At 57.0% G+C, this 14,269-nt stretch carries 18 protein-coding genes and 1 riboswitch; of the genes, 2 read left to right on the top strand and 16 right to left on the bottom strand.

Features of this window, described 5'->3' with window-relative positions:
- Positions 1–102: 102 nt before the first annotated feature.
- Genes NWF31_RS05365 through NWF31_RS05355 form a run of 4 tightly spaced genes read right to left on the bottom strand, consistent with a single transcriptional unit; the run spans position 103 to position 1,180 of the window.
- Positions 103–291, bottom strand: coding sequence for a ferredoxin family protein (locus NWF31_RS05365; RefSeq protein ID WP_258359479.1), 189 nt, complete (start codon positions 289–291; stop codon positions 103–105).
- Between the two features lie 35 nt (positions 292–326).
- The gene (trxA, locus tag NWF31_RS05360) at positions 327–653 is read right to left on the bottom strand and encodes a thioredoxin (RefSeq protein ID WP_258359478.1); all 327 of its coding nucleotides are present in this window, start codon (positions 651–653) and stop codon (positions 327–329) included.
- Positions 654–670: 17 nt separating this feature from the next.
- Positions 671–952, bottom strand: a complete 282-nt coding sequence (locus tag NWF31_RS14565; RefSeq protein ID WP_340674351.1) for a CC/Se motif family (seleno)protein — start codon at positions 950–952, stop codon at positions 671–673.
- Between the two features lie 60 nt (positions 953–1,012).
- A complete protein-coding gene (locus NWF31_RS05355; RefSeq protein ID WP_258359477.1) occupies positions 1,013–1,180 on the bottom strand; it encodes a DUF2197 domain-containing protein in 168 nt (55 codons plus the stop codon).
- Between the two features lie 118 nt (positions 1,181–1,298).
- Here NWF31_RS05355 and gpr point away from each other — a divergent pair, with 118 nt between their 5' ends.
- Entirely contained in the window at positions 1,299–2,276 is a 978-nt protein-coding gene (gene gpr / locus NWF31_RS05350; protein WP_258359476.1) for a GPR endopeptidase, read from the top strand.
- A gap of 50 nt (positions 2,277–2,326) precedes the next feature.
- On the opposite strand, the gene NWF31_RS05345 is transcribed toward gpr, so the two are convergent.
- From NWF31_RS05345 to NWF31_RS05330, 4 genes are all read right to left on the bottom strand, one after another.
- Positions 2,327–2,695, bottom strand: coding sequence for an alpha/beta-type small acid-soluble spore protein (locus NWF31_RS05345; RefSeq protein ID WP_258359475.1), 369 nt, complete (start codon positions 2,693–2,695; stop codon positions 2,327–2,329).
- 126 nt (positions 2,696–2,821) lie between these two features.
- A complete protein-coding gene (locus NWF31_RS05340; RefSeq protein WP_258359474.1) occupies positions 2,822–3,217 on the bottom strand; it encodes a hypothetical protein in 396 nt (131 codons plus the stop codon).
- Between the two features lie 85 nt (positions 3,218–3,302).
- Complete coding sequence (gene recG, locus NWF31_RS05335; protein ID WP_258359473.1) at positions 3,303–5,345, bottom strand: ATP-dependent DNA helicase RecG; 2,043 nt, start codon at positions 5,343–5,345, stop codon at positions 3,303–3,305.
- 7 nt (positions 5,346–5,352) lie between these two features.
- A complete protein-coding gene (locus NWF31_RS05330) occupies positions 5,353–5,589 on the bottom strand; it encodes a DUF1858 domain-containing protein (protein WP_258359472.1) in 237 nt (78 codons plus the stop codon).
- 137 nt (positions 5,590–5,726) lie between these two features.
- Between NWF31_RS05330 and rpmB the strand changes: the two genes are divergently transcribed.
- Positions 5,727–5,915, top strand: coding sequence for a 50S ribosomal protein L28 (gene rpmB / locus NWF31_RS05325; protein WP_258359471.1), 189 nt, complete (start codon positions 5,727–5,729; stop codon positions 5,913–5,915).
- A gap of 69 nt (positions 5,916–5,984) precedes the next feature.
- On the opposite strand, the gene yfcE is transcribed toward rpmB, so the two are convergent.
- The 8 genes from yfcE to NWF31_RS05285 form a co-directional block, all read right to left on the bottom strand.
- On the bottom strand, positions 5,985–6,548 hold the full coding sequence (gene yfcE / locus NWF31_RS05320) for a phosphodiesterase (RefSeq protein WP_258359470.1): 564 nt from the start codon (positions 6,546–6,548) through the stop codon (positions 5,985–5,987).
- A 3-nt stretch (positions 6,549–6,551) separates the two neighbouring features.
- Entirely contained in the window at positions 6,552–7,025 is a 474-nt protein-coding gene (gene ribH, locus NWF31_RS05315; protein ID WP_258359469.1) for a 6,7-dimethyl-8-ribityllumazine synthase, read from the bottom strand.
- Positions 7,026–7,349: 324 nt separating this feature from the next.
- Positions 7,350–8,564, bottom strand: coding sequence for a bifunctional 3,4-dihydroxy-2-butanone-4-phosphate synthase/GTP cyclohydrolase II (locus NWF31_RS05310; protein WP_258359468.1), 1,215 nt, complete (start codon positions 8,562–8,564; stop codon positions 7,350–7,352).
- 24 nt (positions 8,565–8,588) lie between these two features.
- Entirely contained in the window at positions 8,589–9,239 is a 651-nt protein-coding gene (locus NWF31_RS05305) for a riboflavin synthase (RefSeq protein ID WP_258359467.1), read from the bottom strand.
- Between the two features lie 2 nt (positions 9,240–9,241).
- Positions 9,242–10,354 carry a bifunctional diaminohydroxyphosphoribosylaminopyrimidine deaminase/5-amino-6-(5-phosphoribosylamino)uracil reductase RibD gene (gene ribD, locus NWF31_RS05300; protein ID WP_258359466.1) on the bottom strand — a complete coding sequence of 371 codons (1,113 nt, stop codon included), beginning with the start codon at positions 10,352–10,354 and terminating at the stop codon, positions 9,242–9,244.
- A gap of 366 nt (positions 10,355–10,720) precedes the next feature.
- Positions 10,721–10,837: riboswitch (FMN riboswitch) on the bottom strand.
- Positions 10,838–10,885: 48 nt separating this feature from the next.
- The gene (gene rpe, locus NWF31_RS05295) at positions 10,886–11,539 is read right to left on the bottom strand and encodes a ribulose-phosphate 3-epimerase (protein WP_258359465.1); all 654 of its coding nucleotides are present in this window, start codon (positions 11,537–11,539) and stop codon (positions 10,886–10,888) included.
- 3 nt (positions 11,540–11,542) lie between these two features.
- Positions 11,543–12,409, bottom strand: a complete 867-nt coding sequence (rsgA, locus tag NWF31_RS05290; protein ID WP_258359464.1) for a ribosome small subunit-dependent GTPase A — start codon at positions 12,407–12,409, stop codon at positions 11,543–11,545.
- Positions 12,410–12,419: 10 nt separating this feature from the next.
- The gene (locus NWF31_RS05285) at positions 12,420–14,267 is read right to left on the bottom strand and encodes a protein kinase domain-containing protein (protein WP_258359463.1); all 1,848 of its coding nucleotides are present in this window, start codon (positions 14,265–14,267) and stop codon (positions 12,420–12,422) included.
- Between the last annotated feature and the right edge of the window lie 2 nt (positions 14,268–14,269).

The following is a 14,269-nucleotide window of genomic DNA, read 5'->3' as shown; positions in this document are numbered from 1 at the left end:
TTTGTTTTCCCTCCTTAGAGGATATAATTCGACATGTGACGATAAAAGCCTGCCCCTTGTAAAAATTTAAAGGCCACCGGTAATTTAACCGGTGGCCGGCATTTAGACCAGGGCTATGGCCCGTAAATCACAGGCCGTTAAACAACGGCCGCAGCCCAGGCAGGTAGGGCCAATAAACCAGGGTTCTTTCTCATCCTCACGCATGAAGGATTTTGTAGGGCAGGCGTTCATGGCCTGGCAGTCGGCCCGGCCATCGCACAGGCCTGCATCAATAAAAGCCCGGCGGGCCAAGTTACAATCGTCCCCCTTCTCCCCGGCAGGCTCATTTAATGTATGGCCGCATCTAGCTGTTCCTTTAACTTTTCTTTGGGCATATAACCAATGACGCGCCCCACTTCCTGGCCATCTTTAAAAATAACCAGGGTGGGTATACTCATAATACCATAACGTGATGCCAGTTCCTGGTTCTCATCAACATTTACTTTGGCAAATTTAACATTACCATTGTAATCTGCCGCCAGTTGATCCAGCACCGGGGCCATCATCCGGCAGGGGCCACACCAGACGGCCCAGAAATCAACCACCACCGGCAGCGGGGCCGACAGCACTTCTGCTTCAAAGGCACCACTATCTACATTAATGGGTTTGCTCATATTTTCAGCCTCCTAATTTAATAATTTTGTACACCGTCTACAACAAGTTGTTTAAAGGGGCCAAAGCCTACCAGGTCTACATCCAGGCCGCGTGAAGCTTTAATCCCTTTCTGCAAGTAAACCTTCAAATCGTTTATCTGCTTGACAATGAAGTTTTTTACGTCGGCCGGAGCGCCTGCATACACGGCAGGACGAATGGTGATACCGGCTCAACCGCCACACATCTCCAGTTTTATAGTGATGGTATCGGATTTTTCTTTGATATATTGTTCTGCTTTCGGGCTGATACGAATTTCCACTTTTCTTCCTCCTCTCTTTTATGATTATACTATGTCTATTTTTCGCTGTCAATATGTTATCTATAAGGGTTTTTCCGGTTTTTGCGTCTGCATAGCCTGATAGCGCAGCCGGGCGCGGCAGATTTCGCAGGTATAGACGGCGTTTTTGTCCCTGGCCAATTTGCGATAATCCTTATGTACTTTGGTGAGCTCCTCTTTGCGACCGCAGAAGGCACATTTTACTTCCATCAGTCTCACCTTCCTTCAGGGCAAATATTCAACATGTAAATAGGGATTTCCTTTTCCATGTATATTTTTTTTCATTTAGGAAAACCTGAAACCAGGGTTAAATAAGGAGGAAATTACCTTGGAGCGCGCTGACTTTTACCGGCTTGCAGGAGTTATCCTGGACCTGGCGGTAGAAGCCCATGCCCTCTTACGCGGGGCTACCCGGCAGGAAGTACCCGGGGTAAGGGAAGATAAAGAACAATATCCCAACGCAACCGTTACCACTATTACCATCATGAATGCTATGGGCGAACAGGCTATGGGCAAACCCCAGGGAACCTACATAACCATTGATGCCCCCGCCCTCCGCTCCGAAAACCCTCCCGTTCATGAAGAAATAGCGGCGCTCCTGGCCCAGAAGCTAAACCTACTTTTAGAAAAATGGCATATAGGGCCGGCAGATCCGGTGCTGGTTGTAGGCCTGGGGAATTGGGAAGCCACGCCGGATTCCCTGGGGCCAAAAGTAATCAACCAGTTTACAGTTACCAGGCATTTATTAAAGTTTGCCCCTCAGAACATGCCCCCGGGAACGCGACCCGTCAGTGCCCTGGCACCGGGTGTGCTCGGGACTACCGGTATTGAAACAGCAGAAATCCTCAGAGGGGTAATAGAAAAAACCCGGCCGCGGGTGTTGATTGCCATAGATGCCCTTGCTGCCGGCGACCTGCAGCGAATCGGCAGCAGTATTCAAATTAGCGATACCGGCATCAATCCCGGCTCCGGGGTCGGTAACCAGCGTACAGGTATCAATCAACAAACGATGGGTATTCCCGTCATTGCTATCGGTATTCCTACTGTAGTCCATGCCGGTGTAATTATTTATGAAGCCCTTTCCCAGATGCAGCAGGCTTTTCCCCAGGTCAACCTGCAGCTTAACCAGGCCGTGGCCCAGAACCTGACCCGCAACGTCCTGGCTCCCTTTGGCGGCACCCTTACCGTCACCCCTAAAGAAATTGACGACCTGGTGCACAACCTGGCCTGGGTTATCGGCAATGCCCTGAACAGATCCCTGCACAGCGCCTTACTCCAGGCAAAGGGAACTGTACCTTTACATTAAAATTATTAAAGATGGCGGGTTAAACCCGCCATCTTGAAACCTTCGCCTGGTTACTGGGTTAAGCCACCCAGCCCACCGGGGTTGTACTGCTGGGCGTTGATGTTAACTTTCTGGCCACCGGCGTTAAAGGCGGGATTGGGCCCGCTGATACGGCCGGTAACGTTCTGGGCGGCACCCAGTTCGACATCAGCACCACCAAGGCCGCCGGCTGCTTGATTGCTCAGGCTCTGCTCATAGGCAGCAATCATCTTTTTGACCATGAGCCCCCCTACAGAACCGTTAACCTTGGAGGGCAGGTCACCCAGGTAACCGTCGAAATTGGAGATCCCCAGCTCGCTGGCCACTTCCTGCTTGAACCTTTCCATCTGGGCGCGGGCCTGGGGGATCAGGAGACGGTTGGTCCTTCCTCCACGCGGCATTCAGTTTCACCTCCTTTTACGTTGTGCAGTTTTAGTATGAGCCGGCGGCCTGTTTTTATGCTTAGTATTATTTGGCTAGCGTAATTTTTTGTTAATATTACCAAAAAACGCCCTTCCGGGCGTTTTTTAAATTCGACCACCATGGGTTTCAAGGATTTCCCGGGCCTCGTTCACCCGGGAAGCTTCTGTTACGACGGTGACCAGAAAACCTTCATTGCCGGCTATCCCGTAATCTTTTAAGCCCAAGCCGCTGACAGAAGGGTCGGCGGCCAGCAGGGCCCGGGTATCGGTTTTCACCAGGGGGTTAATATCGGCCGAATAAAGGCTTAAACCGGTAACGGTACCGGCCTGGCCGGCCAGGGGATTATTATACCGGTCATTATAACGGCTGCCGAACCGCCCTACCCGGTCCAGCCGGGCTTCGGTAATGCCGGCCGCTTTCAGGGCATTGATTGCTTCCCGGGCTTTAGTACTGCTCGAGAAGGAAGCCAGTAAAGAACGCTCATTTTCTTTTAACTTCATATAATCACCTGCGCGCTAGTTTCTTAGGTTAGTGTGGCCGAAAAGCAGTTTAAAAATGCTGCCGCCAGATGACATATTTTTCCTGTTATAATTGCAAACAGGACATCTTTTCCCTGGCGGCCAGGTAAAGATCGCGGTATTCCGGCTGCTGCCACAGCTTTTCCCGGCAAATCATACGGGCGTCCTGGCGGGCCTGTTCCAGGATGCGGCCGTCCCCGGGCAGGCTGGCCAGGCGAAATTCCGGCAGGCCGTGCTGGCGGGTGCCGAAGAATTCTCCCGGGCCCCTCAGGCGCAGGTCGGCTTCGGCAATGGCAAAACCGTCCTGGCTGGAGGCCAGGACGGCCAGCCGTTCCCGGGCTGCCTCACTGCTGTTGGTAATGAGCAAACAATAGGACGCTGCCGCACCGCGCCCCACCCGGCCCCGCAATTGGTGGAGCTGGGCCAGGCCCAGCCTTTCCGCCCCTTCGATTAAAATCACCGTGGCATTGGGAACGTCAACGCCCACCTCAACAACTGTTGTCGCCACCAGAATGGCAATTTTACCCTCCCGGAAAGCCTTCATTACCTCTTCTTTTTCAGCGGCTTTAAGGCGCCCGTGGACCAGTCCTACGGTATATTGCGGGAAAATTTCTTCCTGTAATTTTTTCGCCATGGCCATGGCGGCTTCTGCGGCTATGCTGTCGCTCTCCTCAATTAAAGGACAAATGACGTAGGCCTGGTGACCATTTTCAATTTCCCGGCGGATTAAACGGTATGCTTTTGAACGTTGTTTTTCCGTTAATATATGGGTGCTTACCGGCTGCCTTCCCGGTGGCAATTCGTCCAGGAGGGACACATCCAGGTCCCCGTACACTGCCAGGGCCAGGGTGCGGGGAATTGGCGTGGCCGTCATGACCAGCAGGTCGGGAGCCTGCCCCTTGGCCTGCAGGGCAGCCCGCTGGCCAACGCCAAAGCGGTGCTGCTCGTCGATAACGACCAGGCCCAGAGCCTTGAAGCTGACATTTTCCTGGATCAGGGCATGGGTGCCGACTACCAGGGGCACCGCGCCGGTATCCAGGCCGGCCAGGATGGCTTCCCGCTCCGGCCGGGGAGTGCTGCCCGTCAAAATGGCTACCGGTACTTCTAAAGGTGCAAGGATTTTCTGCAGGGTTTGCCCGTGCTGTTCGGCCAGGACCTCCGTAGGGGCCATCAAAGCGGCCTGCCAGCCGCCGGCTATAGACTTGACCATAGCTGCTGCCGCCACTACGGTTTTACCCGAACCGACATCTCCCTGGAGCAGGCGGGCCATAGGCCGCGGTTCTTCCATATCGGCCAGGATCTCGGCCAGCACCCTTTCCTGGGCCCCGGTAAGGTTAAAGGGCAGGGCAGCAAGAAAACGGTGTACCAGCTCGTTATCGGGGGTATGGGCAATACCCCGGACGGCGGCTTCACGCTGCCAGCGGCTTAAAGTTAAAGCCAGTTCCCAGATTAAGAGTTCTTCATATTTCAGGCGCCGCCGCGCCTGGTGCAGGGCGCCGGGATCGGGTGGGAAGTGGATGTATTTCAAGGCCTGGTAGCGGTTTAAAAGGCGGTAGCGCTGGCATAAAGAGGGAGGTAAAAGCTCAGGTATGCCTCCCTCCATTTCCTCCAGGGTCCGGTAGACGACCAGCCTCAACCAGCGCTGGCTTATACCCGTCGTCAGGGGATAAAAGGGTACAATCCGCCCCGTATGCAGGCCCTTATCACCCTGCCCGATAGCTTCATAATCATTGACCTGCAGTTCAGGAATATAACCCCGGTAGTTTACTTTACCGGTAAGGATGACCTCGCTGCCCGCGCGCAGCTGGCGTTTGATATAGGGTTGGTTAAACCAGAGGGCATATCCCGTTCCCTGCCGGTCCTGGATAAGGGCCCGGAAAAGGCGCAGGTTTGGACGCAGTTCCCTTTCTTCCCAGGCCCTGATTGTTACCTGGACGGTAATAATTTCCCCGGCTGCTGCCGCCGCCAGTTCCTTTAACTGGCGGCGGTCTTCATAACGCCGGGGAAAATGCCAGAGGAGATCGCCCACCGTCAGGATGCCAAGCTTGTTCAGGCAGCTCGCTTTCCGGGGACCTACGTATTTTAATGCTGTTACAGGTCGGTTAAACATCCACAGCTCATTCCTGGCTTTTTATGGCTTTGTTCAGGTCTTCCAGCAAATCTTCCAGATTGACGCCGTGGCTGCGGGCGCCGCCGGCAATGGTTTCATTCATGGCGCCCATACATTCCAGGCAGCCCATGCCGTAGCGGGAAAAAACCTCGCGCACCTGGGGATAAGCCTGCATTACCTCTAAAATGGATAGGTCCCGGGTAATTTGCAGGGGGACGACTTTTTTAGTTCCTTCGCCGGCCATTCCTTTCACCACCTGATGATTATATTCAACAGGAGCCCGGCAACTCCCTGCCAATTAAAAGAAATTTATTGCCTTGCTTTCTAACCCTTTCTCTGGTAAAATATCGCCCGTAGGGTTGTTAAAGCGAGGTGAAACTAATGGCCGTCTGCAGCATCTGTGGCAAAAAGACGACTACCGGCAACCAGGTCAGCCACTCCAATATTAAGACCAAACGCACCTGGTCTCCCAATCTCCAGCGGGTCAAGGTTATTTTAAACGGGACCCCCAAAAAAGTGTACGTATGTACCCGTTGCCTGCGTTCAGGCAAGGTACAGCGGGCCGTATAATAACGTCTTTAATAAGTTTGCAAGCCATTTAAATTAACCCGGGGTGAATAAACCCCGGGTTTAATCTTTTTATGCCGGCCAGGGCATCTCTTTCAAGATCTCGCCGGTTGCCAGGGCCAGGATTTTAACGCCTTTTTCATCGGCGACGGCTACCGTCTTTAACCTGCCCAGGGGGCCACTATGGGGCAGGCTGGGACTGCCCGGGTTCACAAAAAGGCGGCCGTTCCCGGCAGCCAGCTTGGCCACATGGGTGTGCCCGCTGATCCAGAGGTCGGCGCGGTAATATTCGGCCAGGTGTTCAGCGTCGCCCTCCACCAAACGGTGGCCGTGCTGGGCGATGAGACGGCGCCTGCCCATCTGGACTACTACCTGTTCTGTTACTGGTAAATTCAAGACCATGACATCTACATCCGCGTCGCAGTTACCCCGGGCAATCAAGAGGGGTACCGGCACCTGCTGCAAGAGGGTAGCCAGATCTTTGGGAGCGTAGGAAGCAACAATTGGATTGCGGGGACCGTGATAAAGGACATCACCGGCGTGGATGATCATATCTACGCCCTGAAAACAATTGGCCAGGGCCTGTTCCCAGGCGGCGCCGTCGCCGTGGGTGTCGCTGATGATTCCTATACGCATCTTCTATACCTGCCCGGACATTGTTTTAAAGAGATTGGCCATCTCCATGGCCGCCATGGCGGCGTCAAAGCCTTTATTGCCGGCCTTGGTACCGGCCCGTTCGATGGCCTGCTCGATGTTGTCGGCAGTTATCAGGCCGTAGATTACCGGTACGCCGCTGTTCAGCCCGACCTGGGCGATGCCCTTGGTGACCTCGGCGGCTACATATTCAAAATGGGGAGTGGCGCCGCGGATGACGGCTCCCAGGCAAATAACGGCGTCGTAACCGCGGGCCGTCATTTTTTGAGCCGCCAGGGGGATTTCAAAGGCTCCCGGTACCCAGGCCACGTCAATGGCCGCCGGATCGGCGCCGTGGCGGGTCAGGGCATCCAGGGCCCCGTCGAGGAGCTTGGCGGTAATAAACTCATTGAACCGGCTGGCGACAATGCCGAATTTCAATCCCCGGGCCTGGAGCTGGCCCGTTAAGGTGTTGGGCATGGGGAAAAAGGCCTCCTTCTCAAAATATCTAATCTACGATAAACAGTCGGGGTATGTCCCTTCGCCGCTTGAGACACTACGCGCCGACAGGACAACAGCTCGGTTCGGACCGTTGCACGCCGCCTGCGGATTGCCAATGAATAGGCTCCTGGTTCCGCAAACTTTGTGTCTTCTATGAGTTGTAGCTTCTTTTCCTCTAATGCGCGCTCAGGCGTGCCTTAAGCGGCGGTAACGGTTACCTCACCTCGCCTGTCCTGTTACCGGCGCTTACGTTTCGCGTCTCCAAGACATACCCCGCCATTTGCCTGCATACGCTTTGTTATCTCAACTTATTTGCAGCAGGTGCCCCATTTTTTCCTTTTTCGTCTTCAGATACCGATGGTTGACCCGGTTGGGGCACATCTCGATGGGAACCCTTTCGACAACTTGCAGGCCATATCCTTCCAGCCCGGCAATTTTTTTGGGATTATTGGTCAGGAGCCGGATCTGGCGGACGCCCAGGTCGGCCAGGATCTGGGCGCCGATGCCGTAGTCCCGCAGGTCGGCCGGGAAGCCCAGGGCTTCATTGGCTTCCACCGTATCCTTGCCTTCTTCCTGGAGTTTGTAAGCTTTGATTTTATTGAGGAGGCCTATGCCCCGGCCTTCCTGGCGCATATAGAGGACGACACCGCGTCCTTCTGCTTCGATCATGGTCATGGCCTGCTGGAGCTGCTCGCCGCAGTCACAGCGTAAAGAACCGAAGACATCTCCCGTCAGGCATTCAGAGTGAACCCGGACCAACACCGGCTGTCCGGCGGCAATATCTCCCTTTACCAGAGCCAGGTGACCCTTGCCACTCATTATTTCTTCATAGGCAACGGCTTTAAAATGGCCGTAAGCAGTAGGCAGCTCGGCCTCGGCCACCCGGCGGACCAGTTTTTCCGTCCGGCGGCGGTATTTGATTAAATCGGCGACGGTAATAAGCTTTAAACCGTGCTCCTGGCAGAATTCGTAAAGCTGGGGCACCCGGGCCATGGTGCCGTCGGGGTTCATGATCTCGCAGATAACCCCGGCCGGGTAGAGACCGGCCAGCCTGGCGAGGTCCACGGCAGCTTCTGTATGCCCGGCCCGCCGCAGCACCCCATCCTGTTTGGCCCGCAGGGGGAATATATGCCCCGGACGGCGCAGGTCTTCAGGCCGGGTACGGGGGTCGATAAGCTTTTTAACGGTAACGGCCCTTTCAAAGGCGGAGATGCCCGTCGTCACTTCAGCCGCGTCTACGGATACGGTAAAGGCCGTTCCCATGGATTCCGTATTCTGCGTAACCATGGGGTTCAGCTCCAGCTCATCCAGGCGTTGCCCCTCCATGGGGACGCAAATAAGGCCCCGGGCATGGGTGGCCATAAAATTGATGGCCTCTGGAGTAACCTTCTCCGCCGCAATGATCACATCGCCTTCGTTTTCCCGGTCCTCGTCGTCTACCACCACCACCATGCGCCCGTTGCGTATATCGTCAATGGCCTCCTCAATGGTATTGAATTTGACCTTTTCTTCACCCACGGCGAACACCTTCTTTCCCATTTATTAAATAAAGCCATTGGCGGCCAGGAACTCCACGGTCAAACCCTCGCGGCCCTTCTCCTCCCGGGGCCGGGTGAGGAGCCTTTCCAGGTAACGGGCAAGCAGGTCGACTTCAACATTCACCCTGTCTCCCGGTCCCTTGGCTCCCAGGATGGTATGCCGGGCAGTATGGGGAATAAGGCCAACTGTCACCATGCTCCCTTCCGCAGTGATGACCGTCAGGCTCGTACCATCCAGGGCCAGGGAGCCTTTGGGAACAATGTAGCGTTCCAGGCCGGGAGGCACCACGACCTCCAGTTCCCAGGCGATTCCCGCCTGTCGCTTGGTTTTAATCTCCCCCACGCCGTCTACGTGCCCGCTTACCAGGTGGCCGCCCAGCCGCTCCCCCAGCTGCAGGGCCCGTTCCAGGTTGACCCGGTCTCCCGGTTTTAAAGAGCCGAGGGTGGTAACCCGTAAGGTTTCCGCCATCACCTCGGCTACCAGGGCCGCGGGCGTTAAGTCAACGACAGTCAGGCAGGCGCCGTTAACGGCTATGCTGTCGCCCCGGCGGGTACCGGCAAGCACTTCCCGGGCGGCAATGGTTAACCGGGCTCCTAGGGCCACAGCTTCCACCCGGCGGACTACGCCTATCTCTTCAACCAGGCCAGTAAACACTCTTATCCCCTTCTTTTCACCAGGTAACCGCTTAACATAACATCATCCCCGCAGGGCGCCACCTCTATGCGATCCAGCTGCCAGGCTTCCCGGGGGGTCGCCACCCCTCCCCCCCCTACCGGCCCCGGCGCGGTCACGCCGCCGAAGATCCGCGGCGCAATAAAGGCTACCACCTTGTCTACTATTCCGGCGGCCAGGGCGGTTGCATTTACCCCCGCCCCTCCCTCCACCAGGATGCTCGTAACCTGGCGCCGGGCCAGTTCGGCCAGGAGGGGTTCCCAGGGGATGCGCCCGTCTTCTTCCGGCAGGACCAGGACTTCGACGCCCCTGGCGGCCAGACGCTCCCGGGCCGGCACCGGCGCCGCTGCGGTTGTGGCCACCAGGGTAGGAGCCGGGGAGGACAGGTTCAACACCCTGGCCGTTAAAGGTATCCTTAAACGGCTGTCCAGGATGACCCGTACAGGGTCACGGCCCCTGCCCCCCGGCAGGCGGGTTGTGAGCTCGGGGTCGTCGGCCAGGACGGTACCGATGCCCACCAGGACGGCGTCGTGGGTATCGCGGAGCTCATGGGCTTTTAACCTGGCTTCCGGCCCGGTGATCCAGCGGGAGGCACCGGTGCGGGTGGCGATTTTCCCATCCAGGGTCAGGGCCATCTTCAGGGTGACCCAGGGCCGGCCGGTGGTAATATATTTGATGAAGGCCTCATTAAGCCGCCGGGCTTCGTCCTCCAACAGGCCAACCTCCACTTCAATTCCGGCCTGCCGCAGGGCCTGGAAGCCGCCGCCGGCCACTCTGGGGTTGGGATCGGCCATGGCGGCCACCACCCGCCTGATGCCGGCCCCTTTAATGGCTTCCGTGCAGGGCGGTGTGCGGCCGTAATGGCAGCAGGGCTCCAGGGTAACATAAAGGGTGGCCCCCCGGGCCCCTTCGCCCGCCGCCCGCAGGGCATTAACTTCGGCATGGGGCGTGCCGGCCTTCTGGTGATAACCTTCTCCTACCACGCAGCCGTCCCGGACAATCACGGCGCCTACGGCGGGATTGGGGCTTGTACGGCCCAGGCCCAGCCGGGCAAGTTCCAGGGCCCGGCGCATGTACTCGACATCCTCTGGAAGCATTTCCGCTTGCTCCTCCGAAAATAACTCTATTGCAGGTTGGCATTGTCTAGCTCGCTCCGTGGCCCTTGTGGAGCGGCCTACGGCTCAGTTTCGGGCTCGGGCGGGGTTCCCGGCCTATTCGGCGTCCTTGCCTTTAGAATCCGGCCTAGGACATCCTGTCCTCGGCCCCGCCCTCGCTCTTCAGCTTCGCCTGGGCCGCTTCGCCACTCGGTAGAAGCTCGCTCGCTTCAAACAAATGCCAACCAGGAATTTTCATGCCCTCGCTGCTAGCGACGTGCCGCTATGAGGGGCTCCTTCTTAATTCCTTTTGCAGCCATTAAAAAACCCCGGGGGTATACTCCGGGGTTGGATAGGACAAGGGATACAAAACGCCTTCTCCCTTCCAGACTATCACTGTCGGCCCCGGAATTGCACCAGGTCTGCCATACGGCTCGCGGGCTTTTACCGCCGGTAAGGAATTACACCTAACCCCGAAGGACGTTAATGTAATTATAGACCTGTAACCTGCCGGCGTCAAGGAAAAAGTGCCGTCTAGCCTCCTGCCGCGCGTAAAGCGTTAATGGCTGCGGCCCGGTCCGGGCAACCAAAGACGGCCGAACCGGCTACCAGAACGTTGGCCCCGGCCCGGCAGGCCTCCCGGGCCGTATCCGGGCAAATTCCCCCGTCTACCGCCAGCAAAATGTCCCTGTTGTGTTGATGCAGGATTGCTGCCAGGGAGGCTATTTTCGGCAGCATGGCCGGGATAAACTCCTGGCCGCCAAAACCGGGATTTACCGTCATCAACAAAATCATTTCCACGTCTTCAAGGACATGATCCAATACTGTCAATGGCGTGGCCGGGTTTAAGGCTACCGCCGGCCGGCAGCCGGCGGCGCGGATTTGCTGTAAAACCCGGTGAAGGTGGATGCAGGCTTCGGCGTGAACGCTGATATAATCGGCGCCGGCGGCGGCAAAGGGAGCAATAAATTCTTCCGGCCGGGAAAGCATGAGGTGCACGTCAAAAACCAGCCGGCTTTTGGGCCTTAAAGCCGCCACCAGGTCCGGGCCAAAGGTAATGTTGGGGACAAAATGGCCGTCCATAATATCCAGGTGCAGCCAGTCGGCCCCGGCACCGGTTACATCTTCTATTTCCGCCTGCAGGTTACCGAAATCGGCGGCCAGCAGCGAAGGGGCAATTATAGGCAAAGTTCAATAACTCCTTTCCCTGGCAATAACCTCATCCAAAAAATTAAGGTAGTGTTCATAGCGGTGCCCGGCAATGTTCCCGGCCTCCACGGCCGCGGCCACGGTGCAACCGGGTTCACCCCGGTGCAGGCAGGAATTGAACCGGCAACGGCCAATAAAGGGCTCCATCTCAGGAAAATGGGCGGCGACCTCCAGGTGGTCCATAGGCGGCAGGTCCAGGCGGCTGAAACCCGGTGTATCGGCTACCCAGCCCCCGCCGGGAAGGCGGATTAATTCGGCATGGCGGGTGGTATGGCGGCCGCGGCCGCTTTTAGCGCTCACTTCGCCGGTACGCAGGTTAAACTCCGGGTAAATGGCATTTAAAAGGGAAGATTTGCCCACTCCGGAAGGACCGGCAAAGGTGCTGAGCCGGCCGGTAAGAAGCTCCTTCAGCCTTTCTACCCCCTGGCCGGTGCGGGCGCTGGCGATTAAAACCTGGTACCCGATCTCCCGGTAAACAGTAGGTAAGTCCAGGTACTCCTCCCGCCCGACATCTGCTTTATTCCAAACGATTACGGCCCGGATATCCTTGACGCTGCTCAAAAAAAGCAGGCGATCCAGGAGTTCAAGATCCGGAGGCGGTGTGCTTAAAGCAAAAACAATAATGGCCTGTTCAACGTTGGCCACCGCAGGGCGTTCCAGGAGGGTGCGCCGGGGTTTAACCCCTTCAATCACCCCTTCTCCAGTACCCAGGGGGACGATTTCCACCCAGTCACCCGGCAAGAGGTCGGCCTCACGCCGGAAACGGCCCCGCAGGCGGCAGGTCCAGACCCGTCCTTCACTCTCTACATAATAAAAACCGCCGTAACGCCGTAAAAGGATGCCTTCCATGCCCTCCTCCTTACGGTAGATCCCGCTCGTAAATCAGATTACCGTCGCGAAAGACCTGGAGCATACCTTTACCGTAATATGTTATCACGGCCTGGATTTGCTGGCCCGGCTCCTGTTTTTTATTCAATACTTCGCTGCTACCCCTGGCATCATTAACGACTATGCGGATCTCATGCTCTCTATCATCCAGTGCCGGCGGTACCGTGATACCCAGCTGTTTCCTGGCCGGGCCCGGACCCTGGCTGACTACCAGATTGACGGCGCTTCCCTGCAGGACACTGGCCCCCGGGCGCGGGTCCTGGTCAATGACTATCCCCGGGAACTGTTCTTCGCTCCGCTGGTAGGTAAGGGTGCCCTGTTGCAGCTTTGCTGCCGCCAGCTCTTGCTGGGCCTCGGCCAGGGTTTTGCCCAGCAAAGAAGGTGCAGGAATCAACTGGGGCTCCGGGCCTTTGCTGATAATCAACCTGACCTCGGTACCCTCGGGTTGCTTGCTGTTACCGGGAGGATTCTGTTCCACCACCGAACCGGCGGGAATGCTGGGATGGTATGCTTTCAGGGAATCCGCGGCCACCCGGAAGCCTTCATTTTCCAACCGCAGGCGGGCATCGCGTTCCGTCAACCCGATAACCGGAGGAACAGTAACTAAGCGGGTGCCCTGGCTGACGGTCAGGATTACAACCCGGCCCCGGCGTACCTGCTCACCGGGACCGGGATCCTGGGCCATTACCTGTCCCGCCGGCACCTCGGAGTTATATTGCCTGCTGCCGACCTGGCCGCGTAAACCGGCTGTAGCCAGGCGGTCCATGGCCTGGCTTTCACTTAGACCTACTACCGGGGGAACCACCGTCTCGCCGACAAGGAGATAATAACGGAACCCGGCCCACAACCCGGCGGCGGCCAGGCCTAAAAAGAGGAGGATCATCAAAGCCCAAGCCCACACCCGCGGCCGCCGGCGCGGCCGGCCTTGAGCCGCCGGGGGATCACCGGCCTCCACCGCCGGTAAGACCTGGGTGGCAAAGGTATCTTCGGTTAGGGCATTTTTGACTGCCAGCAGTTCGGAACGCAAGGCAGCCGCCGAGGAATAGCGCCTTTCGGGTTCTTTTTCCAGGGCCCGCAGCACAATACGCTCCAGGGCCGGGGGAGCACCGGGGTTTATCTCCCGCAGGGGCCGGGGGGATTCCTGGATATGCTTGATGGCAACGGCTACCGGCGTTTCACCGTGAAAGGGAAGATCGCCGGTTAGCATTTCATAAAGGACGATACCAAAGGAATAAATATCAGCCGCCGCGCCGGTGATACCGCCCCTGGCCTGTTCCGGCGCCAGGTAATGAACCGAACCGACCATGGTACCGCTGTAAGGCATAGTTGCTTCGTTGACGGCCTGGGCAATCCCAAAGTCGGTTACTTTGACCCGGCCGTTGCGGGTAATGAGGATATTATGGGGTTTTATATCCCGGTGGATTACGCCGTTTTCATGGGCGTGTTCCAGGGCGTCGCAGATCTGCAGGGCTATATCAATAGCCTCCTGGGCCGGCAGGAAACCCCGTTCTTTAATAAGTTCTTTTAAGGAGCGGCCTTCAACATACTCCATAATCAGGTAATGGAGGCCGTCTTCCTGTCCCACGTCGTAAATGCTGACCACATTGGGATGGGACAGGCTGGCCACAGCCTGGGCTTCTTTATGGAACCGGGTTAAAAACCCTCCATCGCTGGCAAACTGTTCCCGTAAAATCTTGATAGTTACATAACGGTGCAACAGGCGGTCCTGACCCCGGTAGACCCGGGCCATTCCCCCGCCCCCCAGGGCCTCAATTATCTCGTAACGACCTTCCAATATTTTCCCAATCATTTTATCCATTT

Origin of the sequence: Neomoorella sulfitireducens (genome assembly GCF_024733845.1) — a bacterium.
GTDB classification, from domain to species: Bacteria; Bacillota; DSM-521; order Neomoorellales; family Neomoorellaceae; genus Neomoorella; species Neomoorella sulfitireducens.
This window is presented reverse-complemented; position numbering and strand designations above follow the sequence as displayed.

Excerpts from the sequence above, each read along its gene's own strand:
- trxA (WP_258359478.1), bottom strand. The coding sequence starts at position 653 with ATGAGCAAACCCATTAATGTAGATAGTGGTGCCTTTGAAGCAGAAGTG.
- NWF31_RS05355 (WP_258359477.1), bottom strand. The coding sequence starts at position 1,180 with ATGGAAGTAAAATGTGCCTTCTGCGGTCGCAAAGAGGAGCTCACCAAA.
- NWF31_RS05345 (WP_258359475.1), bottom strand. The coding sequence starts at position 2,695 with ATGCCGCGTGGAGGAAGGACCAACCGTCTCCTGATCCCCCAGGCCCGC.
- NWF31_RS05340 (WP_258359474.1), bottom strand. The coding sequence starts at position 3,217 with ATGAAGTTAAAAGAAAATGAGCGTTCTTTACTGGCTTCCTTCTCGAGC.
- recG (WP_258359473.1), bottom strand. The coding sequence starts at position 5,345 with ATGTTTAACCGACCTGTAACAGCATTAAAATACGTAGGTCCCCGGAAA.
- NWF31_RS05330 (WP_258359472.1), bottom strand. The coding sequence starts at position 5,589 with ATGGCCGGCGAAGGAACTAAAAAAGTCGTCCCCCTGCAAATTACCCGG.
- rpmB (WP_258359471.1), top strand. The coding sequence starts at position 5,727 with ATGGCCGTCTGCAGCATCTGTGGCAAAAAGACGACTACCGGCAACCAG.
- yfcE (WP_258359470.1), bottom strand. The coding sequence starts at position 6,548 with ATGCGTATAGGAATCATCAGCGACACCCACGGCGACGGCGCCGCCTGG.
- ribH (WP_258359469.1), bottom strand. The coding sequence starts at position 7,025 with ATGCCCAACACCTTAACGGGCCAGCTCCAGGCCCGGGGATTGAAATTC.
- ribD (WP_258359466.1), bottom strand. The coding sequence starts at position 10,354 with ATGCTTCCAGAGGATGTCGAGTACATGCGCCGGGCCCTGGAACTTGCC.
- rsgA (WP_258359464.1), bottom strand. The coding sequence starts at position 12,409 with ATGGAAGGCATCCTTTTACGGCGTTACGGCGGTTTTTATTATGTAGAG.
- NWF31_RS05285 (WP_258359463.1), bottom strand. The coding sequence starts at position 14,267 with ATGGATAAAATGATTGGGAAAATATTGGAAGGTCGTTACGAGATAATT.